A 25662-nucleotide genomic window follows, 5' to 3' on the forward strand; every position below is an offset into this window, starting at 1 on the left:
GCCGCCGCCCGGCCCGCGCTCCCGGTACGGGCGGCGCGTCACGGCTCCGCCCCGCTCCGGGCCCGAATGGCGGCGGTCCCGCGGTCGGCCGATACTGGCAGTGACCGGCGTGAGTGCCGTGTCGGGAGGCGCGATGCAGCCCAGGGTCGTCTATGTGCACGGCATCGGGAACAAGATCCGCGCCGAATCGCTGAAGCGGCAGTGGGACACGGCGCTGTTCGGAAGGGACATGGCCGAGGTCTCCCGGATGGCGTACTGGGCCCCGCTCCGGCATCCGGCGCCGCTGCCGGACGGCTCCCCGGAATTCCCGGCGGACGGCCCGGAAATCGACGAGGGAATTCCCGCTCCCGGCCGTGCCGAATCCGCCGACGCTTTCATCGCGCGCGTTCTCGGCGAGGCGCGCGCACGGAACGCGGCCGGGGGAATTCCCCCGGAGGGCCGGGACGCGGGCGGCGGCGCGGATCCGGCCGGGCCGGAGGGCGCCGACGGCGCGCTCGGCGGCTGGCTCCGGGAGATGACCTTCCTCGCGGACACCCTGGCCGGGGCGGACGTCCCGGCCCTCACGGACACCCCGGCCCTCACGGACACCCCGGTCCTCGCGGACGCCTCGGCTCCCGCGAGCCACCCGGCGGGCGGGGACGCCCCGGCCGGCGTGAAGGGCGGACCTGCCGGGGCGGAAGACGCACCGGCCCGTGCCGAGGGCAGACCGGCGGAGTGCGGCCAAGAGGCGCTCCCGCTGCCGGGACCGGTCCGCAGAACCGTCTTCCGGCTGCTGGTCGAGCGCACCTTCAAGGATGTCCACGCCTACTTCTTCGGCGGCGTGGGCGAGGCGATGCGCGCGGTGGTCCGCGAGGCGCTCCAGGGCCTGGAGGGCTCCCGGGTCGCCGTCGTCGGGCACAGCCTCGGCTCCGTGATCGCCTACGAGGTGCTGGCCGGGCGGGAGAGCGAGGTCGAGCTGTTCTGCACGGTGGGCTCGCCGCTCGCGGTCACCGAGTTCCAGGAGCTGCTGGCGGGGCCGCCCGCCGTCCCCGCGTGCGTGCGGTCCTGGCGCAACGCCTCGGACCTGCGGGACCTGGTGGCCCTGGACCACACCCTGCGGCCCGATTTCCGGCCGGTGGAACGGATCACGGATCTCCTGGTGACCAATTCCAGCGGAAACCACCATGGAATCGTCGAGTATTTGAAGAATCGACGAGTCGGGGAACCGATCCGGGCGCTGACGGCGGGAATTGCGGAGGAATGAGCCGGGTGGAATCATGAGGAGTGGGAGTTGGGTGCGGCATGCCATTGGCCGAAACGGAGTGGGACCTCGTCACCCTCTGGGCGCGAGAGTACCTCCTTGACACCACCGATCCGCACAGCCGGCTGGTCATGTGCGGATTCCCGGCGGAGTTCGTCGCGGCCCTCCGGCTGACGGCCGTGGCCTCCGAGAACGCCCGCGCCCTGGTGGCGGCCTCACGCAAGGACATCGACCGGCAGCTGCGGCTCGTGGAGGTCCTCGTCGCCGAGGACCGGCTCGCGGTGCTGCCGGAGACGGTCAAGGCCGAGGAGTTCCGGAGCCGGCTCCGCGAGGACCGACGGGCGCATCTCTCCCGGGACAACTTCCAGACCCGGGTCCTGAAGAACGGCGCCGAGGTCTTCATCGACCGCCGCCGGCTGCGGGAGACGCTGCGCCGCTTCGTCGACGACCCCGAGAAGTCGGTGCTGCTGGTCGACGGCGAACCCGGCAGCGGCAGGTCGTACACGTACAGCCTCATCCGTCACATAGGCCAGCACCACGGCTTCCGGCCGGCGCGCGTCACCCTGTGCCGGGCCTCCACCGCCGAGCAGGTCGTCCGGCGGCTCGCGGACTTCGTCGCCGATCCGCGCGCGGGGGCCGCGCCGCTCAACCCCACCGAGCTGAACGACCTCCTGCCGTCGATCGACGACGCCGTGCACTGGGTGGTCGGCAGGGCGACCGCGATGGACGAGCGGCTCTGGCTGGTCCTGGACGAGTGCGACCGGCTCGACCCCGGCTCGGACGTCTGGGACTTCATCGGCCAACTCGCCCTCGCCATCTACGAGCACACCGCCGTACGCGGCCCCGAGGCCCCCCGGCTGGTGCTCCTCGGCTATGGCTCCGAGATGCGCCAACTCCCGTACGACCTGCGAGGAAGCCTGCTGAGGGATACGGCCGAGGTCGCCGGACCCGACGATCTGCGGGCCTTCTTCGACGGGTACTTCCACGAGTCGCCCCCCTCCTTCCTCGACCCCGGCCGGCCCGAGGAGGACACCCTCGCCGCCCTCGTGGACGCGGCCGTCGAGGAGGTGCTGCGGGCGGTCGGGACCCCGGACGGCGGCGAGGGGTACATGCGCAGGCTCTGCTCGGCGACGGAGGGGGCGGTCCGTGTCTACCGGACGCTCTGACCGGCACTCCGACCGGATCAGGGACTTCGCCGAACGGCTCCGCCGGGAGCTGCGCGCCGACGAGGCCCCGGCCGCCGCCGTGCCGGACGCCCGCAGGGGCTATCGGGAGGCGGCCTGTCTGCTCACCCGCTTCGACCCGATGCTGCTGACGCGGGAGGGCGAGGAGCGCCCCGGCGGCGGCGCGGTCCTCGAACTGCTGGACGACTGCACCACCGTCGGCATGGAGGACCGGGCCGTCTGGACCCTCAAGGCCGAGGTGCGCGAGACGACGCTGCGGAATCTGGCCGGGCCCGGGGCCGCCCGGCGGTCGCTGGAGCGCAATCTCGGCGCGGTCCGGGACGGTCCCGGGCCCGAGCGGATCTGTCTCTCCCTGCTCGACGGCGAGCGGCCGCCCGCGACGGGGCTGAGCCCGCGTGAACTGACCGACACCCTCACGGCGGTGCTGTGGCTCTCCCGGGTGCCCGGCGTCGGCGGACTGCCCGACCCGGCCGCCCTCCAGCACGCCCTGGAGCGGGCCAGACTGCTCCAGCCCCTGGAGCGGCTCGTACGCCGCCCCTTCCAGGGACGCGCCCGCGAACTCGCCGAGGTGCGCCGCCATGTGCACGGCGAGGACGGCCCGGGGAGCCCGGGCGGCGCGAGCGGGCCGGCCCCGCCGCTGGTGATCCACGGCCCCGGCGGCATGGGCAAGAGCACCCTGGTCGCCAAGTTCCTCCTGGACAGCATCGGGGACCGGGACCCCGGCTTCCCCTTCGCGTACATCGACTTCGAGCGGCCCACCCTCTCGATCCGCGAACCGGTCACCCTGGTCGCCGAGATGGCACGGCAGCTCGGCATCCAGTACCCCGCCCACCAGGAGGAGCTGACCGCCCTGGTGGACGAGTGCCGGCGGACGGCCCGCAGCCAGCGCGAGGGCGAGGAGCGGGTCACCCAGCTGCACCGGCTGGCGACCACCCGGTCGCTGCTGGGGCGCGGTTCGTCGCAGGAGTTCCAGCTGCTGGCGACCGAGCGGGAGACCGGGCTGATCCGGCGGACCGCCGAGGTGCTGCTGCGCGCCACCGGGGAGGCGGGCCAGGCCGACGCTCCGTTCCTGGTGGTCGTCGACTCCTTCGAGGAGATCCAGTACCGAGGGTCGCCGGTGCTCGGCCGGCTCTGGGCGATGTTCCTCTCGCTCCAGACCGTCTGCCCCCGGCTGCGGGTGGTCGTCTCCGGGCGCGCCCGCGTCGAACACCCCATGCGCGTCCGGACCTCCCGCGAGATCGAGCTGACCGAACTCGACCAGCCCGCCGCCGTCGCCCTGCTCACCTCCTCGGGGGTACGCGACCCCGAGGTCGCCCGGGTGCTCGCGGACCGGGTCGGCGGCCATCCGCTCAGCCTGAGACTCGCCGCCCGGGCGGCCGTCCTCGCCGGCGGGGAGGCGGACGGGGCCGCCGAGCTGATCCGCAGTCTGCCCGCCCGCCGGGACGCCTTCTTCCGGGAGGTGGACCGGATGCTGGTCCAGGGCATTCTGTACGACCGCGTCCTGCACCACATCGCCGACCGGGACGTCCGCCGGCTCGCCCGTCCGGGCCTGGTGCTGCGGATCATCACCCCCGAGATCATCAAGGAGGTGCTGGCGGAGCCCTGCGGGCTGCGGGTGGAGAGCACGGCCCGGGCCCGGCGGCTCTTCGACGAGCTGTCCCGGCTCGATCTGATGGAGCCGGCCGGTCCCGGCGCCGTACGGCACCGGGGCGACATCCGCGCCATCATGCTCCGGCTGCCGGGCGGCGACCGCACGGAGGCGATGCGCGCCGTGGAGCGCCGCGCGGTCGCCTACTACGCCGCCCGCGAGGGGCTCGACGCGCGCGCGGAGGAGATCTACCACCGGCTCCGGCTCGACCAGAACCCCCGGGACGTGGAGAAGCGCTGGCTGCCCGGCGTGGACCGGCTGCTGAGCGGCGCGGAACGGGACCTGCCGCACCGGGCCGCCGGGCTGCTCACCGCACGGCTCGGCGGCGACGCCCCCCGCCAGGTCATGACCGGCGCCGACCAGGAGGACTGGGAGCGGATCGCCGCCCGCGAGATCGAGGACCTGCTCGCCCAGGGCTTCGCCGAGGCGGCCCTCGTCCGGCTCGGGGAGCGGCGGCCCTGGCAGCCCTGCGGCCCCCTGCACGCCCTGCTGGCGGAGACGCTGAACCGGCTCGGGCGGAGCGGGGAGGCCCGCCGCACGGTGTCCGACGCGGTCGTCGCGGCGGAGAGCGCGGGCTGCGCCGGGCGCCGGCTCGAACTGCTGCTGCTCTCCGCCCGGCTGGCGGAGGACGCGGGCGACCTCGCGGGCGCGGACGGCGATCTCCGGCGGGCGGAGGACATCGCCGTCGGCCTCGGACAGGATCTGGAGGCGATGGGCGCGCTGCTGGCCCGGGCCCGGCTCGCCGCCCGCTCCGGGCCCCCGGGAAGCACCGAAAGCACCGAAAGCACCGCAAACGCCGGGACCGCCGGAACCACCCACGGCGCGGAGACCCCCGAGGGCTCCGGGACGGACGCCGCGGGCCGGCTCGCCGACAAGCTGCGGCTGGTGCCCGACGCCGTCCTCGCGGACCAGCCCGCGCTGGTGCGGGCCGTGGCCTCGCAGGTGTACGCGCGCGACCCCGACGCGCTCGAACACGCGGTGGAGGTCGTGGGGCTGCCGTCCGACGACGAGGCGCTGGAGACCCTCGGCGCCGCGATCCAGGGCGCCGCCAGCCGGCAGCCGACGCTCCTCGGCCCGCTCATGGGGATTCTGCGGGACGCGGCGGGACCCGCCCGGCCGCAGCACGGAACGGGCCCCTCCAGCACCACCGGCATTCTGCGGCTCGCCCGCGACCGGGGCGCCCTCGACACCGTCGCCCGGCGGCTGCTGGCGGTGCCCGACCGCAGCGGGGAGATCACCTCGGCGGTGGCCGCCGCCATGGGCGCGGGCACCGACGGACGCCTCCGGCCCGCCGCGCCGCCGCCCGAACGGGCCCCCGGCGCGGCCCCCCGGCCCCCCGGGCCCCGGGTCGCGCGACCGGATCGCGGAAAGGACGGGACCGGGCTGGTGCGGCCCGGACCGGCGGGGCCATGACCGCCTATCTGCCGCCCGAGACGATCCTCCGGATCCGGGACGCCGCCCTGGAGACCGGGCTCGCCGACCCCATGGTCCGGCCGCTGCTCCTCGACGGGATCATGCCGAGATACCGGGGCACCCTGCCGATGATCCCGGCCCCCGGACGGCAGCTGCACTCCGACCTCAATGAGATGAACCGGGTCGAGCGGCTCGTGGACGGCTCGGTGCCGCTGGAGATCTGGCTGCGCAACGCGATCGCCCAGACCACCGCGGCGGATCCGCTCTCGCTGTTGCAGCGCGCCCTCGACGATGTGGCGCGCACGGCGGGCGGCGAGCCCGACGTGGCGGCGTTCGCCCCCGGCCGGGAGATCAAGGAGGAGATCGTCCACCGCGACGACACCGTCCCCTTCGGCTTCCTGCGCGGCGGCGACACGGCCGGTCTGTCGGTCGCGCGCCTCAAGGTCCCCCCGTACCGGGACGGCGCGCCGCTCACGCCGAACGGCTTCCCGCACGCGGGCACGGGCTGGCTCATCGCGCCGACCCTCCTGGTCACCAACCACCACGTGGTCAACGCCCGTTCCGCGACGGACGGGCGCCGGCCGCGGGCCGACCCGGCGGATCTGGCGCTCCAGGCCCGGCACACCCGGGCCCGGTTCGACTTCGAGTGCTCCGACGAAGAAGCCGCGGAGGCGGCGGAGGCCGAGGGGGCCGGGACGGCCGGGGACGCCCCGGCCGCCGAACTGGTCGCCGCCGACGCCGATCTCGACTACGCGATCCTGCGGCTGGCCGCCGACCCCGGCCGCCCGGCGCTCCGGCTCGCGCGGGAGCCGCTGACCGTCGCCGACGGCGAGACGGTCGCCGTCAACATCATCCAGCACCCCGGCGGCCGGCCCAAGCGGGTCGCCCTGCGCAACAACCTGGTCTACGCGGCGGACGAACGCGATGTGCGCTACTTCACCGACACCCGGGGAGGGTCCTCCGGCTCCCCCGTCCTCGACGACGACTGGCGGGTGGTCGCGCTGCACCGGGGCGCCCGCCGGGTGGAGGACGTGACCTTCCAGGGCCGCACGACCGCGTTCGTCAATGTCGGCACCCAGATCAGCCAGGTCATGCGCGATCTGGAGACGAAGAGTCCGGACGTCCGCGCCGAGATCGACGCGGCACAGCACGACTGAGGCACCACGCGACTGAGGAGTACGCCATGGGCGAGCGCACCGGATCACCGGTGGCCACCGGCCCCGAACAGATCTTCAGCGATCCGCGCGAGGTCGCGCGGCGGGTCCGCGACCGACTGGAGGAGCTGCCCGAGTCCACGGCCGAGCCGCCGGGCGGCCACGCCCCCGGCGAGCGGGCGTCCGCCGAACGGGCCGCCGACGAACGCGCCGCCCGGCAGGAGCGGGACCGGGTGCTGCTCGCCGGGGCGGCGGGACTGGAGAAGCTGGCCGAGGGCCGGGGCGACGAGATCGGCGAGGACGAGTCCTTCGGCATGGAGGCCATCGTCCTGCTGGAGGGCAGACCCGCGCTCCTGGTCGAGAACCAGGACTTCCCCCCGCAGGAGGGCGACTGGGCGGTGCTCGACGGCCACCGCGAGGCGATCCGCGCCTCGATCGCCCGGGTCGGCCGCGTCGTCGTCTCCGGCCACGCCGGACTGGACTGGCTCGGCACCGCCTTCGCCGTCGGCCCCGACGTGGTGATGACCAACCGCCATGTCGCCGTGGAGTTCGCCCGTGAGCGGGACGCGGGCTGGATCTTCCGGCAGGGCATGGGGGCCGGGCTGAACACCGCCGAGAAGTACGACGGCCCGCCCCCGCCGGGAACCGCCGGGGCGTACGAGGTCACCGACATCCTCGGCATCCACCCGGACGCCGATCTGGCCCTGCTCAGGATCGCCCCGGCCGGCTCCGGCGAACCGACGCCGACCGCGCTCGCCGTCGCCGCGGACGCCCCGGCCGATCTGCCGGGCCGCCCGGTGTACTGCGTCGGCTACCCCGCGTACGACGGCCGCCGCAACGAGCCCGCCGCGATGAGCCGCATCTTCATGGACGTGTACAACGTCAAACGGCTCCAGCCGGGCACGGCGACCGAACTGGTCCCCGAGCGGTCCGTGCTGACGCACGACTGCTCGACCCTGGGCGGCAACAGCGGCTCCCCGGTCATCGACCTGACCGACCACCGGGTCCTCGGACTCCACTTCGGCGGCCGGTACGGCGTGGGCAACTACGCGGTACCCCTGTGGAGCATGGTGGACGATCCGCTGCTGCGCCGCGCCGAGGTCAACTTCGTCTGACCCGGGGGGCGAACGGAAGCCCCGCCCGGTCCGCGCGAGCCCGCCCCGGGCCGCGTTCCCGGACCCGTCCGGGGACAACCTTCGGACGGGTCCGGCCGGGACGCGACTGGTTCCCCGGACGCAGGGAAGGAGATCCCCGGCCGTACCTCCGGCGCGGCCGTCCCGTCCGCGGCACCGAGCGCTCCCCCGCTCAAACCCGCGCGCGGGCGCGGAGCTTGGTCAACTGGGGCACACCGATGGTCACCGCGTGCGCTCCCACGCCCCCCGAGCGTCCGCCCGTCGCGGGTATTAGGCAGTTCGTCAGTGATACGCACGTCGTCTGCGGTGAACTAGTGGTAGTTGCGCGCAGAACCAACTCGAACCATGCGCCCCCTGAGAGAAGTCGTGAAGACAGCAAGTGAGAGAGAGTTGAGGAGCAGCCCATGACATCGGTTCTCTTGGTACACGCGGTGGCTCTGTGGCGCGCCTCGTTGGCGTGCCTGCTCGGCAGGGATCAGGGCCTCCATGTGCGCACCACGGACAAGGGCGGGGTGCGCTCCGCGATGGCGGAGAGCGCGGCGGACATACTGGTCACCGACCTCGACTGTCCGGATTCCGCGGAAGTCCTCTCGTACATCGAGTCGTTACGGCATCCGGCCGGCACCGCCCTGGTGGTGCTCGCGCGCGGCGACCGGGCGGGAGATCTGCGCAGAGCCTCCGACGCCGGGGCCAGGGGCTACATCGACAAGTTCGGCCCGGTGGACAATCTGAGCGAAGTGGTGCGGAAGGTCGCGGCCGGGGGCCGTCACATCGATCAGTCGCTCGCCTTCGGTCTGCTCCAGGCGAGCGATGTGCCGCTGTCGCCTCGCGAGTTACGAGTGCTGGCTCTCGCGGCGGAGGGGGAATCCGTGTCGTCGATAGCCAGCGCACTGCATCTGGCCAGCGGGACCGTACGGAACTATCTGGCCGCGGCGATCCGCAAGACGGGGGCGCGGAACCGCCTCGACGCGATCCGCCTCTCCCGGGAGTTCGGCTGGCTCTAGGGCCTCTCTTTCGGATCTTGCCGGGCTCGCGTGCCCTGGCACCGCACCTCGCCGCGTTGTCGTCAATCGCCGATGGCCCCCTGCGCCTGGCGGCGCGGGAGGTACCCCCACCGCATGGACTCATTCCTCCGCCTTGCGATGCACGGCACCAGGCCCCGCTCCCTGATCCGGCCTGATCCAAAAGAAAGACCCTAGCCGCCCCGGGGCCGTCAGCGCGGGGCACCGGCCCAGTGGCCGGCCAGATCGCGGTAGAGCGCGGACCCGGCGAGCAGTTCGGACGGGGTGCCGGTCTCCGTCCGCGTACCGTCCATCACCAGGACGCGTTCGGCGCGCGCCGCCGACGTCAGCCGGTGGGCGATGACCACCAGCGTCCCCGCCCGCTCGGCGAGCGCGCGTTCGGCGAGGGCCTCGGCGGCCGGGTCCAGATGGCTGGTCGCCTCGTCCAGGATGAGCAGCGGCGCGGTGGTGAGGTGGGCCCTGCCCAGCGCGATGAGCTGGCGCTCGCCCAGGGTGAGCCGGCCCGGGTCCAGCGGGGCGTCCGGTCCGCCGAGCCGTTCCGTCAGCCGCTGGAGGCCGACCGCCTCGACGGCGGCGGCCACTTCGAGGTCCCGTGCAGCGGGCCGGAGATAGCGGAGGTTGTCGCGGAGGGTGCCGCTGAAGACATACGCCCGCTGGGGCAGGAGGGTGCGTACGGAGGTCGGCTCCTGCCCGGCGGCGGGCCGCCCCAGCCAGCGGACCTCGCCCGCCGTCGGCGCGGCCACGCCGGCGAGGACGGCCGCCAGGGTCGACTTCCCGCTCCCGCTCGGTCCGACCACGGCGAGCCGGCCGCCCGCCTCCAGCCGCAGATCGAGCCCCTCGAACACCGGCCGGGCCTCGGGCCCGTAGGCGAAGGCGACGCCGCGCAGTTCGGCGGTGGGGTGACCGGCGCGTCCGGCGGGACCGGGGCCGGACCGCCCGCGCCCGCGAGGCTCGGGGCGGTGCTCTGAGGGCTCGGGGAGGTGCTCCGGGCGGTGCTCCGGGCGGTGCTCGGGGTGGGCGGAGGGCGGGGGCGGGAGCGGGGCGGGGCCGGTGAAGCGGTCGAGGACGACGACGAGCCGGCCGCCGGCGGTGCCGAGCATGCTCAGCAGGGCGTGCAGGGCCGGGGCGAGCGAGTACGTCAGATAGGTGAACGCCCCCACCAGCGCGCCGCTGGTCAGCCCGTGCCGCATCAGCCAGGGCGCGGCGAGCAGCAGGAGGAGCGGCGGCACCCGTCCGCAGACGGCGAGCGCGAGGACCCGTACGGCGGCCCACCGGGCCAGGGCGCGGGCCTGCGCGGCCTGTTCGCCGACGAGCCGTTCGGCGCGGGCGACGGTGCCGGCGGCCGCGCCCGCCGCCGCGATGTCGCGGAGCGCGGCGGCGGTCTGCCCGGCGTGGGCGGCGAACGCCTCGTCGGCGCCGAGGTAGGCGCGCTGGCGGGCGGCCATGGGGAAGAGCGTGGCGAGGAAGAGCCCGAGGCCCAGCAGGAGCGGGGGCAGGACCACGAGCAGCAGCCGGGGGGAGAGGACCGCCATTCCGGCGAGCGCCCCGGCGGCGGTGAAGACGAAGGAGCGCAGGGAGAGCACGAGTCCGGCCCAGCCGTCGCGGGCGATCTCGCTCTGGTGGGTGACCTGGGAGACCGAGCGGGAGGAGGCGGCGGCGGGCCCGGCGAGCGCGGCGCCGATCGCGCGGGCGGCGGCCCGGCGCACGAGTCCGTCGCGGACCGGCTCGACCAGATCCGCGAGCCGGCCGAAGACGCCTCGGGTGGCGAGGGCGGCGGGGAGGGTGGCGACGGCGGCCACCGCGAGCCAGAGCAGTCCGGTGGCCGCCGAACCGGCCAGGAAGCCCCGGTCGATCGCGCGGGCGATGGCGAACCCCCCGAGGAAGGTCTGCGCGAACTCCAGCAGCGACCAGCCGCCCAGCCGCAGCATCACGCCCCGGCGGGCGCGGAGAAACGGCCGTCCCTCCCGTACGACGCGTCCGAACGCGGTCCTCGGCTCCGCCGCCGGTTCGGACGGCGGGGGTACGGGGGCGGGCGCGGGTCGCGGGCCGGGCGGCGGGGTCCGGTCGCCGGGGGCCGGGGCGGCGGCGGGCGCGGGCGCGGGTTCGGCGGTCACGCGGGGCTCCCGTCCGGGCGCGGGGAGGGCCCGGGGGCGGCCGGGTGTTCCGTACCGCCCGTGCCGTTCGCATCGTTCTCATCCGGCTCGTCCCGCACGTCCCGCGGCGACCCGGTGTCGTCCGGCGGGTGGAAGACGGCGCGGTAGGAGGGATCGGACCAGAGGTCGTGGTGACGGCCGACGGCGCGGACCGCGCCGTCCTCCAGCCACACCACGCGGTCGGCCTCGGCGGCCGAGGAGACGCGGTGGGCGACGACGATCCGGGTGCCGGCTCCGGCGCGGCGGGCCAGCGCCCGCTGGACCTGGGCCTCGGTGACGGTGTCGAGGCTGGAGGTGGCGTCATCGAGGATCAGCAGCCGGCCGGCGTGGGCGAACGCCCGGGCCAGACCGAGGCGCTGGCACTCGCCGCCGGAGAGCGGGGCGCGCTCCAGCGGGGTGCGGTAGCCGAGCGGGAGCAGGGCGACGAACCCGTCGGCGGAGGCAGCCTCGGCGGCCGCCCGCACCCGGTCGGGCGGGGGGGTGCTCGCGCCGAGGGCGATGGTGTCCCCGACCGTGTCGCCGAGCAGCGCGGGCCGGGCGAACGCGTAGGCCACCTCGTCCCGCAGCCGTACCGGGTCGACGCCGTCCAGCGGCACTCCGTCCAGGGTGACGGTCCCGGAGTCGGGGTCGGTGAGCCGGCCCGCCACGGCCGCCAGCGTCGACTTCCCCGAGCCCGAGCGTCCGACGACCGCGATCGAGGCGCCGCCGGGCACGGTGAGGCTGACCTCGCGCAGCACCTGGCGCCCGTCCCGTACGACGCCGACGCCGCGCAGCTCGACCGTGCCCGGTCCGCCGGGCGGCAGGGCGAGGGAGCGGTGGGGCACGGGCGGGAGGTCCAGCAGGGGCTGGAGGCGGCGGGCGGCCGTGCGGCCCCGGGAGATCGCGGCGAGCGCGCCGGTCAGCGCGCCGAGCCCCACCGCGAGGACGGCGTAGCGGGAGACGGCGAAGAGGTCGCCCACGCTGATCGCGCCGGACGACATCCGCAGCCCGGCGACGGCCAGCACCAGAATGGTGAGCAGGGGCAGCAGCACCGCGCTGCCCCCGACGGCCCGGCCCTGGATCTCCCAGACGCGGTGTCCGTGGACGGCGAGCGCGGTGAGCGGGGCGGTGATCCGGGCGTGCTCGCGGGTGGCGGTGTGGGCCGCCCGTACGGTGTCGATCCCGTCCAGCGTCTCGGTCAGCCGGGTGGCGATCAGGGCCTGTTCGCGCTGGTAGTCGGCGGAGACGTCGGCGGTGCGGCGGATGAGGGCGCGCAGCAGCAGGACGAAGGCGGGGGCTCCGAGGAGCAGGGCGAGGGCGGACCACGGGTCGACGGCCAGGAGCGCGGCCGCCGCGCCGAGCGGGAGCAGGACGACGGCGGCGGCGTTGGCGGCGGTGACGGGCACGGCGGCGGCCTCGGCGGCGTTGGCGGTGAGCCGGGTGGTGAGGTCGCCGGGGGCGGTCTCGGCGCCGTGGCGCGGCTCGGCGCGGATCAGGCGCTCCAGGACGCGGGTGCGCAGCCGGGCGGTGAGCCGGGCGGTGGTGGTGCCGCCGACGAGGGCGACGATCGCGTCCAGGACGACTTCGGCGGCGGTGAGCGCGGCGCAGAGCAGCAGGCCGGACCGGGGGACGCGGCGGGTGGAGATCAGTTCGTCCAGGGTGACGCCGAGGGCGGCGGGCAGGGCGAGGGCGGCGAGGGCCGAGCCGGTGGAGCAGAGGACGACGACGGCGAGGGAGAGCCGCCCGGCGCCCGGCGGCCGGGGGGCGCGCGCCCGCGGCGGGGAGGACTTCGCCGACGGACGGCTGCTCGTCACACTCACGATCCCTCCGGGGTCGGCCGGGCGCCGGACAGCACGACCGGTCCCGGGCCGAGTGGCCACGGGACCGGCCGGGGGCCGGGGGGCGGGCCGGTGCGGTTGTTCACCGTCCCGCCCCCCGGCGCGGCGTCACGGGGTGCAGGCGACGACGCTCAGCGAGCTGTGCTCACAGATGAGCAGGCTGATCTGTGAGCCGCCTTCCACGTCGCCGAACGCTTCCTCGGCGGGGGTCTCCAGAGCCTGAAGGTCGAGAAGAGCCATGATGAATTCCTTCCTTGGGGACGGTTTTCCTCATTGGTGCACGGCCCCTGGCTGGGGCCGGGTCTGGGGGCTCTCGCGGGGCGAGAGGAACGGCAGCGCGGCCCGGTCGGGCCGTCGCACGCCGCCGAGGGCGAGCAGACATCCGGCGGTGCCGGTGGCCAGGTCCATGGACCGGCGCATCAGCTGCTCTCCGGGGAAGGCCAGTTCACCCGCGTAGGGGGTGGCCTGTCGGCCGAGGAGTTCGGTGTGGCGGTCGATGACGCGCCGTCGTTCGCCGGGGTCGCCGAAGGGGGTTCGGGCGAGCTGGAGGATCAGCCCGGCCACCCCCCGGAAGAGTCCCGGCTGGATGTAGAAGGCCGAGCGGAGGCCGGGCTGGATCGCCTCGCGCGCGGAGGCGAGGGCCGCGTCCTCGCGGTGGGCCAGATAGTCGTCCAGCACCATCGCCAGTCCGGCGCTGCCGGCGCCGAGGTAGGGCATGGTCCGTTTGTTCTCGACGACCAGGAGCGCGCCCTCCGCGCCGGTGCGGCAGCGGGCCAGATCGCGCTGGAGCCCGGTGGCGGCGAGGTCGAGGAAGGCGGGGTCGCCGGTGGTCTCGTAGCGGCGTACGAACAGGAGCGCGAGTCCGGTGGCGCCGTGCAGCAGCCCGGTGCGGGAGGACGGCGGGCCGGAGACGAGGGCGCGGGCCGCGAGGGCGGTGCAGCGGTCGGCGGCCCGGCGCAGCGCGGTGGCCTCGGCGCCGTCGGCGGACGCGGCGAGATCGTCGAGGGCGAGGGCGATGCCCGCGTGGCCGCCGTGCAGATCGGAGGTGAGGCCGTCGAGCGGCTGCCGGGCGACCAGCTGGGCGAGTTCGGCGGCCCGGTCGGTGTGGCCCAGGAGATTCAGGGTCCAGGCGATTCCGGCGAGGCCGTCGTAGAAGCCGGTGGGGGTGCCGGAGGCGGGTTCCTTGACCTTGGTCAGGAGCCATTCGACGGCTTCGGGGCAGGGGGGCGCGCCGGTCGCGTGGAGGGCGTAGAGCACTCCGGCCGCGCCGTGGCCGAAGGACTGGCCGCCGGCCGGGGAGGCGAACTGGGCGATGTCTCCCGGGAAGCAGCGGTCGTCGCGCTCGGGGGTGAGGGAGGCGGCGATGGCGCGGGCCATGGAGTCGCGGCTGAGCGGCCACCGGGACGGCTCGGGCGGGTCCTGTCCGGGGTCGGCGGCGGCACGCGGGGCGGCGGTGGCGGGCGGGCGGCGGCCGTCCGTGCGGTCTGCGCCGTCCGCGCTGTCCGTGGCGTCCGCGCTGTCCGTGCCGTCGGGGTCGCGTGTGCCGTCGGGGATGTCGCGGAGGATCTCGGTCACCGCCGGGCGCAGCTCCTCCTCCGTCACCGGGAAGACGCGGGCGATGTCCCGGGCCAGCCGGGTCGCGGCCGCTCGGTCGATGTAGAGGAGCGTGGTCAGCGGGAGCAGCAGGGCCAGGCGCAGACAGGCGAGGGCGTAGCGGTCGATGTCGGCGCCCCGGCGGTCGCGCGGGGCGACGAAGGCCGGGTTGGCGACGACCTGGCGGCGGTCCTCGGCGGCCGGGAAGGCGGCCTCGAAGTCCAGCAGCACGATTCGCGACTCGTCGGGGGAGACCATGACATTGCTCATGTGCAGATCGCTGATGACGATGCCGCGTTCGTGCACGGCGTGCACCGCGCGCTCCACCTCGGCGTACATGTGGCGGGCCCACTCGGCGTGCTCGGCGAGCCGTGCGGCGTCGGGGGCGGAGGAGGAGAGGGGGAAGCGGCGGGCGAAGACGGTGTTGAGGGTGGTGCCGGGGATGTGCTCCAGCACCAGGAAGTGGTGTTCGCCGACCTCGAAGGTCCCGAGGACGCGGGGTACGCAGTCGAGTCCGGCGAGCTGTTCGAGCGCGGTGCGCTCGCGCTCCAGCCGGGCGACGGCGTCGGCCCCGTCGGCGGCGAGGCCGGCGTGCGGCCGGGCCTCCTTGAGGACGACGTCCTCTCCGGTGCGGGTGTCGCGGGCCCGGTAGACGCCGCCGCCGTTGGAGAAGTGGAGCGCGCCCTGGATCTCGTACGGCATGTCGCTGAGGCCGACGGACCGGCGGGCCTCCAGATGGGGGCGGAGGATCTCGGGGGGCGTCACCCAGTCGGGGATGTTCAGCGAGGGGCCGCGCGGGTCGGGCACGAGGGCGCCCGTCGGGTCCGCGATGGCGGGGACGAGCCGTCCGTCCGGGCCGGTGCAGAAGCGTGAGGCGAAGGCCCCGTACCGTACGTGCACCGGTCCGTCGCCGCAGCGCAGATCGCTGAGGATGTACGGGCCGTGCTCGCCCTCGAGCAGCGCGACCAGGTCGGCGCAGAGCTCGGGGAACATCTCCTCGGAGTGCGGGTAGACCGTGATGAACTTGCCGCTGCCGGCGCGGTCCGCGTACTTGGCGTTGCGGAGCAGCAGGAGCGTGGGGGCGGGGACGAACTTCAGCGGGATGCGCCGGGCGAGGCAGTGGTCGAGCACGCGCCGCAGGATCGATTCGGCGTTGTCGAGGCCCGCCGAGACGTGGATCTTCCAGCCCTGCTGGGGGAGGGTGAGGCCCAGCGGCGTGTACGAGAGCCAGTCGCCTCGGCGAGAGGTCTCCCAGCCGTCGGGGGCCGGGGTGCGAGCAGCGGCGTACAGCGAGTCCTCGGCGGCGGCGGCACCGCCCGGGGAGCGGTGCGGCGCGTCGTAGAAGTCGCGGTCCGCTTGGCAGTACGCGGCGTACTCAGGGTTCACCCGTGCTCCCTCGCTCGGTTCCGGTGCGGTATGGGAGGAAGCTCTCACGGCGGCGGGGCGGGGTGACAGTCGTCGCTGTCACCTCTCCGGTGTACGGCGTCATGTGCGAATCGCACGCCCCGGCGCACGCCGTCCCACCGCCCCTCACCATGCACGCCTCACACACCCGCCCGTCCGCCGCGCATGCCGGCTTCGCCGGCGCGCATCCCAGCCCCGCCGGCGATTGAGGCGCGCACCGGGCGCCGCACGCGACAACGGCCCGGCCCGAAGAGCCCCATTCCAGCCCCGCCGGCGATTGAGGCGCACACGAGAGCCGAGCACCCGCCACAGACCCGGCCCCCACCTCCAAGTCCGTCCTCAAACGCCGGACAGGCTGGAATTCCCCCCGCCCCGCGACAGACCCGCTCTCCACCCGCGGGTCCGTCCTCAAACGCCGGACGGGCTGAGATTTCCCCCCCGCGCCGCGACAGACCCCACGCCCCGCGGGTCCGTCCTCAAACGCCGGGCAGGCTGAAAATCCCCCCGCCCGGAGGCGTGTCCCCAAACGCCGGACGGGCGGAAACACCCCATGCCCCACGACGGAGTCACCCCTCGGCGGTTGAGGCGCGCACCGGGGAGTGGGGCAACGAGGGGGTGGGGGTGGAGGGTCGGGATGGTCACACCGACAGGGGGGCAGCCTTAGGTTAGGCTAAGCTAAGTTCCTGTCGGCGGGTTGGTGCTCACCGCGTGTCACCAGCGATCGAAAGAGAAGATTCCTGAGATGACCTTCGGCGTGGCTGTTGCGGGCGCGAGTGGTTACGCCGGAGGTGAGATCCTGCGTCTGCTCTCGGCCCACCCCGAGGTGGAGATCGGCACCATGACCGCCCACAGCAGCGCGGGCCGCCCCCTGAGCGAGGCGCAGCCCCAACTGGGCTCCCTCCACAACCGTTTGCTGGTGGAGACCTCCGCCGCCTCGCTGGCCGGGCACGACGTCGTGTTCCTCGCGCTGCCCCACGGGCAGTCCGCGGAGCTGGCCGGGCGGCTCGGCGGGGACACGCTCGTGGTGGACTGCGGCGCGGACTTCCGGCTGCGGGACGCGGCGGCGTGGGAGACCTTCTACGGCACGCCGCACGCCGGGACCTGGCCGTACGGCCTCCCCGAACTCCCGGGCGGCCGCGACGCCTTGCGCGGCGCGCGCCGGATCGCCGTGCCCGGCTGCTATCCGACCGCCGTGACGCTCGCCCTCTTCCCCGCGTTCGCCGCCGGTCTGGTCGAGCCCGAGGCGGTGATCGTCGCCGCCAGCGGCACCTCGGGCGCGGGCCGCTCGCTCAGACCGCAGCTGCTCGGCTCCGAGGTGATGGGCTCGATGACGCCGTACGGGGTCGGCGGCGGCCACCGGCACACCCCCGAGCTGGCGCAGAACCTCTCCGCCGCCGCGGGCGAACCGGTGACCGTCTCCTTCACCCCGACCCTCGCGCCCATGTCCCGGGGCATCCTCGCCACCTGCTCGGCGCGGCTCCGGGACGGCGTCCACGACCTTCGCGCCGCGTACGAGAAGGCCTTCGCCTACGAGCCGTTCGTCCGGCTGCTCCCCGAGGGGCAGTGGCCGTCCACCGCCGCCGTGCTCGGTTCCAACACCGCCCAGGTGCAGGTGGCGCTGGACGAGAACGCCCGGCGGATCGTCGCCGTGAGCGCGATCGACAACCTCACCAAGGGCACCGCGGGCGGCGCCGTGCAGAGCATGAACATCGCCCTGGGGCTGCCGGAGACCCTGGGCCTTCCCATGAATGGAGTGGCTCCGTGAGTGTGACCGCTGCCCAGGGATTCCTCGCGAGCGGGGTCGCCGCCGGGATCAAGGAGTCCGGCGCCCCGGACGTCGCGCTGGTGGTGAACGCCGGCCCGTCGCGGGCGGCGGCCGGGGTGTTCACCTCCAACCGGGTCCAGGCCGCCCCCGTGCGCTGGTCGCGCCGGGTGCTGGCGGACGGCGGGCTCACCGCCGTCGTCCTCAACTCCGGCGGGGCCAACGCCTGCACGGGACGGCCCGGCCAGGAGGACACCCGGCTGACCGCCGAGCGGACGGCCCGGGCGACCGGCGTGAGCCCCGACGAGGTGGCCGTGTGCTCCACCGGGCTGATCGGGGTGCGGCTGCCGATGGACCGCCTCACCGCGGGCGTCGACGCCGCCGCGGACCGGCTCGCCCCGGACGGCGGCGACGACGCGGCCGTGGCCATCATGACCACCGACTCGACGCCCAAGACGGCCTCGGTCGCCTCCGGCGGCTGGACGGTCGGCGGGATGGCCAAGGGCGCGGGCATGCTCGCCCCCGGGCTCGCCACCATGCTGGTGGTCCTCACCACCGACGCCGACGTCGACGCCGCCGCGCTGGACACGGCGCTGCGGGACGCGGTCCGCACCACCTTCGACCGGGTCGACTCCGACGGCTGTATGTCGACCAACGACACCGTGCTGCTCATGGCCTCGGGAGCGTCGGGCGTCGTCCCGGCCCCGGACGCCTTCGCCGGGGCGGTCCACACGGTCTGCCTCGATCTGGCGCGTCAGCTCGTCGCCGACGCCGAGGGCGCGTCCAAGGAGATCGAGGTGGAGGTCGTCGGCGCGGCCTCCGAGCGGGACGCGGTCGCCGTCGGCCGGTCGGTCGCCCGGAACAACCTCCTCAAGTGCGCGCTGCACGGCGAGGATCCGAACTGGGGCCGGGTGCTCTCGGCCGTCGGGACCACGGACGCCGTCTTCGACCCCGACCGGCTCGATGTGGCGATCAACGGCGTATGGGTCTGCCGGGACGGAGCGCCGGGCGAGGCCCGCGAGAAGGTCGATCTCTCCGGCCGCCACATCACGCTCACCGTCGATCTGCGGGCCGGCCGGGAGTCCGCGGTCGTCTGGACCAACGATCTGACGGCCGAGTACGTCCACGAGAACAGCGCGTACAGCTCGTGAGCGCGCCGCGCCCGCTCCCCGCCGACCCGGCCAAACCGGCCTCCCGCGCACCCGGCTCCCGGGACCGGGGGGCGCGGGCCCGGGACCGCGCCCGCACGGTCATCGAGGCGCTGCCCTGGCTGGAGACCTTCCGCGACCGGGTCGTCGTCATCAAGTTCGGCGGCAACGCGATGGTGGACGAGGAGCTGAAGGCGGCGTTCGCCCAGGACGTGGTCTCGCTGCGGTACGCGGGGCTCCGCCCGGTCGTCGTGCACGGCGGCGGGCCGCAGATCAGCGCCCTGCTGGGCCGGCTCGACCTGGAGGTCCGGTTCGCCGCCGGGCTGCGGGTGACCACGCCCGAGATCATGGACGTCGTACGGATGGTCCTCGCGGGCCAGGTGCAGCGGGAGATCGTCGGACTGATCAACGCGCACGGGCCGTTCGCCGTCGGGCTCACCGGCGAGGACGCGCACACCATGACGGCGGTGCGCCGGCCGGCGTGGGTGGACGGCGAACCGGTGGACATCGGGCTGGTCGGCGAGGTGGTGCGGGTCGATCCGCACACCCTGCGGGCGCTGCTCGACCGGGGCCGGATCCCGGTGGTCTCCCCCGTCGCGCGCGGCGAGGACGGGCAGATCTACAACATCAACGCCGACCTGGCGGCCTCCGCGCTGGCCGTGGCGCTGGACGCGGAGAAGCTGGTGATGCTCACCGACGTCGAGGGGCTGTACGCCGACTGGCCGCACAGCGCCGAGGTGATCGAGCGGCTGACGGCGAGCGAGCTGGAGAAGCTGCTGCCGGGGCTGGCCAGCGGGATGGTCCCCAAGATGGAGGGCTGTCTGCGGGCGGTGCGCGACGGCGGGGTCCGGATGGCGCATGTGCTGGACGGCCGGGTGCCCCACTCCCTGCTGCTGGAGGTCTTCACCGACGACCACACCGGCACCCGGGTGGTCCCCGACGCCCCGCCGCACCGGGACGACCGGGTCACGGGCAGCCGGGACGACCGGGACACGGCCGGCCTGACCGCCCCGCGAGCCCCCCGCCCCGAAGCGCCCGCGCCGAACGCCCCCGTACGGAACGCCCTCGTACCCGACGCACGCGTACCGGACGCACCCGCACCCGCACCCGCACCCGCACCCGACGGGCCCGTACCGCACACCCCCGTACCGCACACCCCCGCGGGCGGCTCCCCCGGCGTCGGCTTCCCCGAACCAGAGGACGGCAGATGACCAGCAGCACCGCACATCCGGCGGCCGCCGCGCGCCCCGGCGAGGACGCCGGGTCCCGGACCGGCGGCGGCGCCGAACTGACCGCGCGCTGGCGGGCCGTGATGATGGACTCCTACGGCACTCCCCCGCTGGCGCTGGTCCGGGGCGAGGGCACGACCGTGTGGGACGCGGACGGCGCCGCCTATCTCGACTTCACCGGCGGCATCGCGGTCAACGCGCTGGGCCACGCCCATCCGGCGGTGGTCGCCGCGGTGACCGCCCAGATCGGACGGCTGGGCCATGTCTCCAACCTCTACGCGGCCGAGCCCCCGATCGCCCTCGCCGAACGGCTGCTGCGGCTCGCGGGCGACCGGCCCGGCCGGGTCTTCCTCGCCAACTCGGGCGCGGAGGCCAACGAGGCCGCCTTCAAGATCGCCCGGCGCACCGGCCGGCCCCGCGTCGTCGCCGCCGAGGGCGGCTTCCACGGCCGCACCCTGGGCGCCCTGGCGCTGACCGGACAGCCCGCCAAACGCGCGCCGTTCCTGCCGCTGCCCGGCGAGGTCGTCCATGTGCCGTTCGGCGACCCGGACGCGCTGCGCGCCGCCGTCACCGAGGAGACGGCCGCGGTGCTGATCGAGCCGGTCCAGGGCGAGGCGGGGGTGATCCCGGCCCCCGAGGGCTATCTCCGGGCGGCCCGCGAGATCACCCGCGCCGCCGGGGCGCTGCTGATGCTGGACGAGGTCCAGACCGGGATCGGCCGCACCGGCCGCTGGTTCGCGCACCGGTCGGACCCGCTGATCGCGCCCGACGTGATCACCCTCGCCAAGGGGCTGGGCGGCGGGCTGCCGATCGGCGCCGCCGTCGCCTTCGGGGCGGCGGGCGAACTGCTGACCCCGGGCCAGCACGGATCCACCTTCGGCGGCAACCCGGTGGCGTGCGCCGCCGCCCTCGCGGTGCTCGACACCATCGAGACCGAGGGCCTGCTCGACCATGTCCGGCGGATCGGCGACCGGCTGGCCCACGGCGTCCGGCGGATCGGCCACCCCCGGGTGAGCGCGGTGCGCGGCGAGGGGCTGCTGCTCGGCGTCGTGCTCGCCGAACCGGTCGCCGCCGAGGTCCAACTCGCCGCCCGGCAGGCCGGATTCCTGGTGAACGCGACCGGCCCGGACCTGGTGCGCCTCGCACCGCCGCTCACCGTGACCGCGGAGGAGGCCGACGCGTTCCTGGCGGCGCTGCCCGCCGTCCTCGGCTGAGGCCACCGTACCCGCGGAACATCCACCATCCACTGGCTCAACACCCCCGAGCCAGCCCCCCACCAGTAAGGACGAGCATGTCGGCAGGGCACGCGAGCACCGCACAGCAGGAGAGCATCCCCACCGAGGATCTGGTGGGCATAGGCTTCGGCCCGGCCAATCTCGCACTGGCCATAGCCATCGCTGAGCACAACGGCCAGTGCGCCCCCGACCGGACGATCCGCTCGGCGTTCGTGGAACGCCAGGGCGACTTCGGCTGGCACCAGGGCATGCTGCTGGAGGGCGCCACCATGCAGGTGTCGTTCCTCAAGGATCTCGCCACCATGCGCGACCCGGGCAGCCGCTTCACCTTTCTGCGCTACCTCCACGACCGCGACCGGCTCGCCGACTTCATCAACCAGAAGAGCTTCTTCCCCACCCGGGTCGAGTTCCACGACTATCTGAACTGGTGCGCCGCGTCCTTCGCGGACCGGGTCTCGTACGGCCGGGACGTGGTCGCCGTCCGTCCCGTCGAGCGCGACGGGCTGGTGGAGAGCCTCGACGTGGTCAGCCGCCCGGCCGGCGGCGGCCCCGGCGACGAGCGGACGGTGCGCGCCCGCGACGTGGTGCTGGGCACCGGGCTGCGCCCCCAGTTCCCCGAGGGCGTCACCGCCGGGGCGCATGTCTGGCACAACCGGGACCTGCTCTTCCGCGCGCCCGGTCTGACGGCGCGGCCCCACCGCAGGTTCACGGTGGTGGGCGCGGGCCAGTCGGCGGCCGAGACCGCCGACTATCTCCACCGCACCTTCCCCGACGCCGAGATCTGCGCCGTCTTCACCCGGTACGGCTACAGCCCGGCGGACGACAGCCCCTTCGCCAACCGGATCTTCGACCCGTCGGCCGTGGACGACTTCTACGACGCCCCCGAGGACGTCAAGCGGGCCCTCCTCGACTACCACGGCAACACCAACTACTCGGTGGTCGACGGCGATCTCATCGCCCAGCTCTACCGGACGGTCTACCAGGAGAAGGTGGCCGGGACCCAGCGGCTGCGCATCCTCAACACCTGTGCGCTGACCGGCGTCGAGGAGCTGCCCGACGGCGCCCGCGCGGTGGTGGCCTCCCTCACCACGGGCGAGCGCGTCACCCTCGACTCCGACGCGGTGGTCCTGGCCACCGGCTACCGCCCCGCCGACCCGCGCGAGCTGCTCGGCGCGCTCGCCGACGAGTGTCTGACGGACGGCCAGGGCAGGCTGCGCATCGACCGCGACCACCGGCTGCGGATGTCGGACCGGGTGCGCGCGGGCGTCTATCTCCAGGGCGCGGGCACCGAGCACACCCACGGGATCACCTCGTCGCTGCTGTCCACGCTCGCCGTGCGCTCGGGGGAGATCCGCGACTCGCTGCTGCTCCGCCGCGCCGGACAGGGCGGACTGGACCTGCTGGAGGCCGAGCTGGACACCGCCGCGGACAGTGTCGCCGCGCACAGCGGCTGAGGCGGCGAACGCGATGTCAGAGGCCATCCTCCAGGGGCCCGCGCCGGTCGGCCGGGACCCCCGGGACCGCATGGGCGCGGCCGGGCCGCCGGAACTCACCTCGGCCCAGGCCGAGGTGCTCGCCGCCCAGCGCGCGGCGCCCGACAACGCCGCCTACAACGTGGGCCAGTACATCGAGCTGACCGGTCCGCTCGACGCCGCCGCGCTGGAAGAGGCCGTACGGCACACCCTCGCCGAGGCGGCCGGGCTGCACTTCCGGGTGCGGGAGGCCGGCGGGCGGCTGTACCAGGAGCCGGCCGCCTTCGACGCCGGGCGCCGGACGCTGCCCCGGCTGGACACCTCGGGCGCGGGCGATCCCACGGCCGCCGCCGTGGAGCTGGTCCGCGAGCAGCTCGCCTGCCCGCCCCGGCTGGATCTGCTGTTCGCGTCCGGCGATCCGGCGGCCGGCGGCACCGCGCCCCCGCTCACCGGGGCGGTGCTGGTGACGGTGGGCCCGCGCCGCCATCTGCTCTTCCAGTTCTTCCACCATCTGGCCGTGGACGGCTACGGAGTCTCGCTGCTCACCCGCCGGATCGCCGAGGTCTACACGGCGAGACTGCGCGGCGGCGCGGCGCCCGCCTCGCCGTTCGCCCCCGTGGCCGTCCTGGCGGCGGCGGAGCGCGCCTACCGCGACTCGGCGCGGTACGCCGACGACCGGGCCCACTGGGCGGCCCGTTACGCCGACGGCCCCGCGGCCACCTCCTTCGCGACGGGCTCCGCCCCGCCGTCGGACACCGCGCTGCGGCGTACGGCGGTGCTGGACCGCCGGGCGGGCGCGGCGGTCGCCGGCGCGGCCCGGTCCGCCCGGGTCACCTGGGCGGAGGCGGTGAGCGCCGCGCTCGCCGCCCAGCTCCACCGGGAGACGGGCGCGGCGGAGCCGGTGCTCGCGCTGTACGCGATGGCCCGCACCGCGCCGGGCACGCTGCGGGTGCCCGGCATGGCCGTGAACACCCTGCCCGTACGGCTGCCGGTGACGGGCCGGGACACCTTCGCCGAGGTGCTCGGGCGGGCCGGCCGGGAGCTGGCCGCCGTCCGCGCCCACCAGCTGTTCCGGGGCGAGGAGATCGCCCGTGAGCTGTGGCCGGGCGGGGCGCGGCGGCTGCCGGGGCCGCTGCTGAATCTGCGGCCCTTCGACACCGAGCTGGACTTCGCGGGGACGCCCGGACATGTGGTGACGCTCGCCTCGGGCCCGGTGGACGATCTCTCGCTCTCCGTGGTCCGGAACCCGGACGGCGGGCTGCGGCTCGACTTCGACGCCAATCCGGCGCTCTACGACGCCCGGACGCTGGACGGGCACGCCGCGCGGTACACGGATCTGCTGCGGCGGCTGTGCGCGGAGCCCAGCCGGCCGCTCGCGGACTTCCCGCCGCTCGACGAGGCCGGGGTCGCGGCGGCCCTGGCGGCCCCCGCGCCCGGCGCGGGGAGCGGCCCCGGGCCGGACGGAAGCGGTTTCGACCGGGCCGGGAGCAGTGCGGACCGGGCGGGAAGCGGTTTCGAACCGGCGGGTGAGGAGGAGGGACCGCTGCCGCTGCTGCCGTCCGCGCACCGGCTGCGGGAGACGGGCGCGCCCGTCGAACGGCTCCAGGAGTCCCTGCTGCTGACGGTGGAGCCCGGACTCTCCGCCGGGCCGCTGCGCCGGGCGCTGGCCCTGCTGGCCCGCGCGCACGCGGCCCTGCGGCTGCGGCTGCACCGGCTGGACGGGGTCTGGGCGACGGAGATCCTGCCGTCCGCCGTGGCGCCCGCCGTGGTCGACCGGGACACCCTGCGCCGGGTGGACGTACGCGGGACGGGCGGCGAGGAGCTGGCCGACCGGATCGCGCACGCGGCCCGGTCGGCGGTACGGGCGCTGGATCCGGTCGCGGGCAGGGTGCTGCGCGCGGTCTGGTTCGACGCGGGCCCGGACGATCCGGGCCGGCTGCTGCTCGCCGCCCACCGGCTGGCCGTGGACGACGCCTCCTGGCCGCTGATCACCGAGCGGCTGGCGGTGCTCGTCGCCGCGCTGTCCGAGGGGCGCGAGCCGCCGGAGGAGAGCGCGGCCGGCGGGCTGCGGAGCTGGGCGGCCGAGCTGTCGGCCCAGGCCCAGGACCCCGGCCGGGTGGCCGAGCTGCCCTACTGGCGGGAGCTGCTGGGCGGTGCGGGCGGTGCGGGGACGGTCCCGTACGGGCCGCCGGGACCGGAGCGGGTCACCGGGGCGGCGCTGCCGGCCGGAACCGATCCCGCGCTGCTGGACCGGGCCGTGCTCGGCGCGCTGGCGCTCGCGGCGGCGGACGAGCCGAGGCTGCGGGCGGACGGCGGCGGGCTGCTGGTGGAGCTGGAGCTGCCGGGCGCGCCCCGGCCGGAGCGCACGGTCGGGAATCTGACGCCCGCGCATCCCGTGCGGGTCGCCGCGACGGGGGCGCTCGCCGTGCCCGATCTGGGCCGGGGCCACGAGCAGTTGCGCCATCTCCATCCGCAGGCGGCGTCCGTCCTGGCCGCCGCGGCGCGCCCGGCCGTCCGCTACACGCGGTACGGTTCCGCGCACCGGTGGACCGGCCCGGCGGGCTGGACGCCGGCCCCGGCGCGGGAGCGCGCGGCGCTGCGGACCGCGCTGGCCGCCCTGCCGGGGGCCGAGCCGCCGGTGTGCGGGGCGCTCGAACTGAGCGTCGTCGCGGGTGATCGCGGCGGTCCGGTTCTGCGGTGGCGCTGGGCGGGCAGGCTGTTCACCGATGACGAGGCCCGGGCGCTGACCGCCCGTATCACCACGACGATCACGACCCTTGTGACCGGACACGACACATCAGAGGAGACATCACCATGACCGCCACCAACCCCTTCGAGGACGACGACGCCCAGTACTACGTGCTGGTCAACGCCGAGAACCAGCACTCTCTGTGGCCGGTGTTCGCCGAGGTCCCCGCGGGCTGGACCGTGGTGCACGGCGAGGACTCGCGGCAGGCGTGCGCGGAGTACGTCGAGACGCACTGGACCGATATGCGTCCGGCGAGTCTGATCGCCAAGTCCTGAACGACGGCCGGGGGCCGGACCGGGTCTCCCG

The 25662-nt window shown here is 75.3% G+C and carries 16 protein-coding genes and 1 pseudogene; 13 read left to right on the plus strand and 4 right to left on the minus strand.

Annotated features, from left to right (window positions below; genetic code table 11):
- Positions 1-133 precede the first annotated feature (133 nt).
- The 6 genes from ACF089_RS31055 (at position 134) to ACF089_RS31080 (ending at position 8776) form a co-directional block, all read left to right on the plus strand.
- A complete protein-coding gene (locus ACF089_RS31055; protein WP_392033860.1) occupies positions 134-1243 on the plus strand; it encodes a hypothetical protein in 1110 nt (369 codons plus the stop codon).
- Positions 1244-1281: 38 nt separating this feature from the next.
- Positions 1282-2406 (plus strand): DEAD/DEAH box helicase family protein, encoded by a 1125-nt coding sequence (locus ACF089_RS31060; protein ID WP_392033863.1) that lies wholly within the window; start codon positions 1282-1284, stop codon positions 2404-2406.
- Positions 2387-5485 (plus strand): AAA family ATPase, encoded by a 3099-nt coding sequence (locus tag ACF089_RS31065; RefSeq protein WP_392033866.1) that lies wholly within the window; start codon positions 2387-2389, stop codon positions 5483-5485. The genes ACF089_RS31060 and ACF089_RS31065 overlap by 20 nt, the downstream gene beginning before the upstream one ends.
- Positions 5482-6642: a trypsin-like peptidase domain-containing protein gene (locus ACF089_RS31070; RefSeq protein WP_392033869.1), complete on the plus strand. Its 1161-nt coding sequence runs from the start codon at positions 5482-5484 to the stop codon at positions 6640-6642. The genes ACF089_RS31065 and ACF089_RS31070 overlap by 4 nt, the downstream gene beginning before the upstream one ends.
- Before the next feature lie 26 nt (positions 6643-6668).
- Complete coding sequence (locus ACF089_RS31075; RefSeq protein ID WP_392033872.1) at positions 6669-7754, plus strand: trypsin-like serine peptidase; 1086 nt, start codon at positions 6669-6671, stop codon at positions 7752-7754.
- Between the two features lie 422 nt (positions 7755-8176).
- Complete coding sequence (locus tag ACF089_RS31080) at positions 8177-8776, plus strand: LuxR C-terminal-related transcriptional regulator (RefSeq protein ID WP_392033875.1); 600 nt, start codon at positions 8177-8179, stop codon at positions 8774-8776.
- 209 nt (positions 8777-8985) lie between these two features.
- On the opposite strand, the gene ACF089_RS31085 is transcribed toward ACF089_RS31080, so the two are convergent.
- The 4 genes from ACF089_RS31085 to lanKC form a co-directional block, all read right to left on the minus strand.
- Complete coding sequence (locus ACF089_RS31085; RefSeq protein ID WP_392033878.1) at positions 8986-10908, minus strand: ATP-binding cassette domain-containing protein; 1923 nt, start codon at positions 10906-10908, stop codon at positions 8986-8988.
- Positions 10905-12740: an ABC transporter ATP-binding protein gene (locus ACF089_RS31090; protein WP_392033881.1), complete on the minus strand. Its 1836-nt coding sequence runs from the start codon at positions 12738-12740 to the stop codon at positions 10905-10907. Before ACF089_RS31090 ends, ACF089_RS31085 begins: the two co-directional genes overlap by 4 nt.
- Positions 12741-12872: 132 nt before the next feature.
- Entirely contained in the window at positions 12873-13004 is a 132-nt protein-coding gene (locus ACF089_RS31095; protein WP_392033884.1) for a SapB/AmfS family lanthipeptide, read from the minus strand.
- A 30-nt stretch (positions 13005-13034) separates the two neighbouring features.
- On the minus strand, positions 13035-15743 hold the full coding sequence (gene lanKC / locus ACF089_RS31100) for a class III lanthionine synthetase LanKC (protein ID WP_392033887.1): 2709 nt from the start codon (positions 15741-15743) through the stop codon (positions 13035-13037).
- A 760-nt stretch (positions 15744-16503) separates the two neighbouring features.
- Between lanKC and argC the strand changes: the two genes are divergently transcribed.
- From argC to ACF089_RS31135, 7 genes and pseudogenes are all read left to right on the plus strand, one after another.
- Entirely contained in the window at positions 16504-17526 is a 1023-nt protein-coding gene (argC, locus tag ACF089_RS31105) for an N-acetyl-gamma-glutamyl-phosphate reductase (protein WP_392033890.1), read from the plus strand.
- A complete protein-coding gene (argJ, locus tag ACF089_RS31110; protein WP_392033893.1) occupies positions 17523-18674 on the plus strand; it encodes a bifunctional glutamate N-acetyltransferase/amino-acid acetyltransferase ArgJ in 1152 nt (383 codons plus the stop codon). Before argC ends, argJ begins: the two co-directional genes overlap by 4 nt.
- Positions 18675-18775: 101 nt before the next feature.
- Positions 18776-19615: pseudogene (gene argB, locus ACF089_RS31115) on the plus strand (acetylglutamate kinase); the annotation flags it as partial.
- 263 nt (positions 19616-19878) lie between these two features.
- On the plus strand, positions 19879-21114 hold the full coding sequence (locus ACF089_RS31120; RefSeq protein ID WP_392033896.1) for an acetylornithine transaminase: 1236 nt from the start codon (positions 19879-19881) through the stop codon (positions 21112-21114).
- A gap of 77 nt (positions 21115-21191) precedes the next feature.
- A complete protein-coding gene (locus ACF089_RS31125; protein ID WP_392033899.1) occupies positions 21192-22589 on the plus strand; it encodes a lysine N(6)-hydroxylase/L-ornithine N(5)-oxygenase family protein in 1398 nt (465 codons plus the stop codon).
- Between the two features lie 13 nt (positions 22590-22602).
- Positions 22603-25425, plus strand: coding sequence for a condensation domain-containing protein (locus ACF089_RS31130; RefSeq protein ID WP_392033902.1), 2823 nt, complete (start codon positions 22603-22605; stop codon positions 25423-25425).
- Entirely contained in the window at positions 25422-25631 is a 210-nt protein-coding gene (locus ACF089_RS31135) for an MbtH family protein (RefSeq protein WP_392033905.1), read from the plus strand. Before ACF089_RS31130 ends, ACF089_RS31135 begins: the two co-directional genes overlap by 4 nt.
- Positions 25632-25662 lie beyond the last annotated feature (31 nt).

Source organism: Streptomyces sp. NPDC014894 (genome assembly GCF_043080985.1).
In the GTDB taxonomy this organism is placed as follows: domain Bacteria; phylum Actinomycetota; class Actinomycetes; order Streptomycetales; family Streptomycetaceae; genus Streptomyces.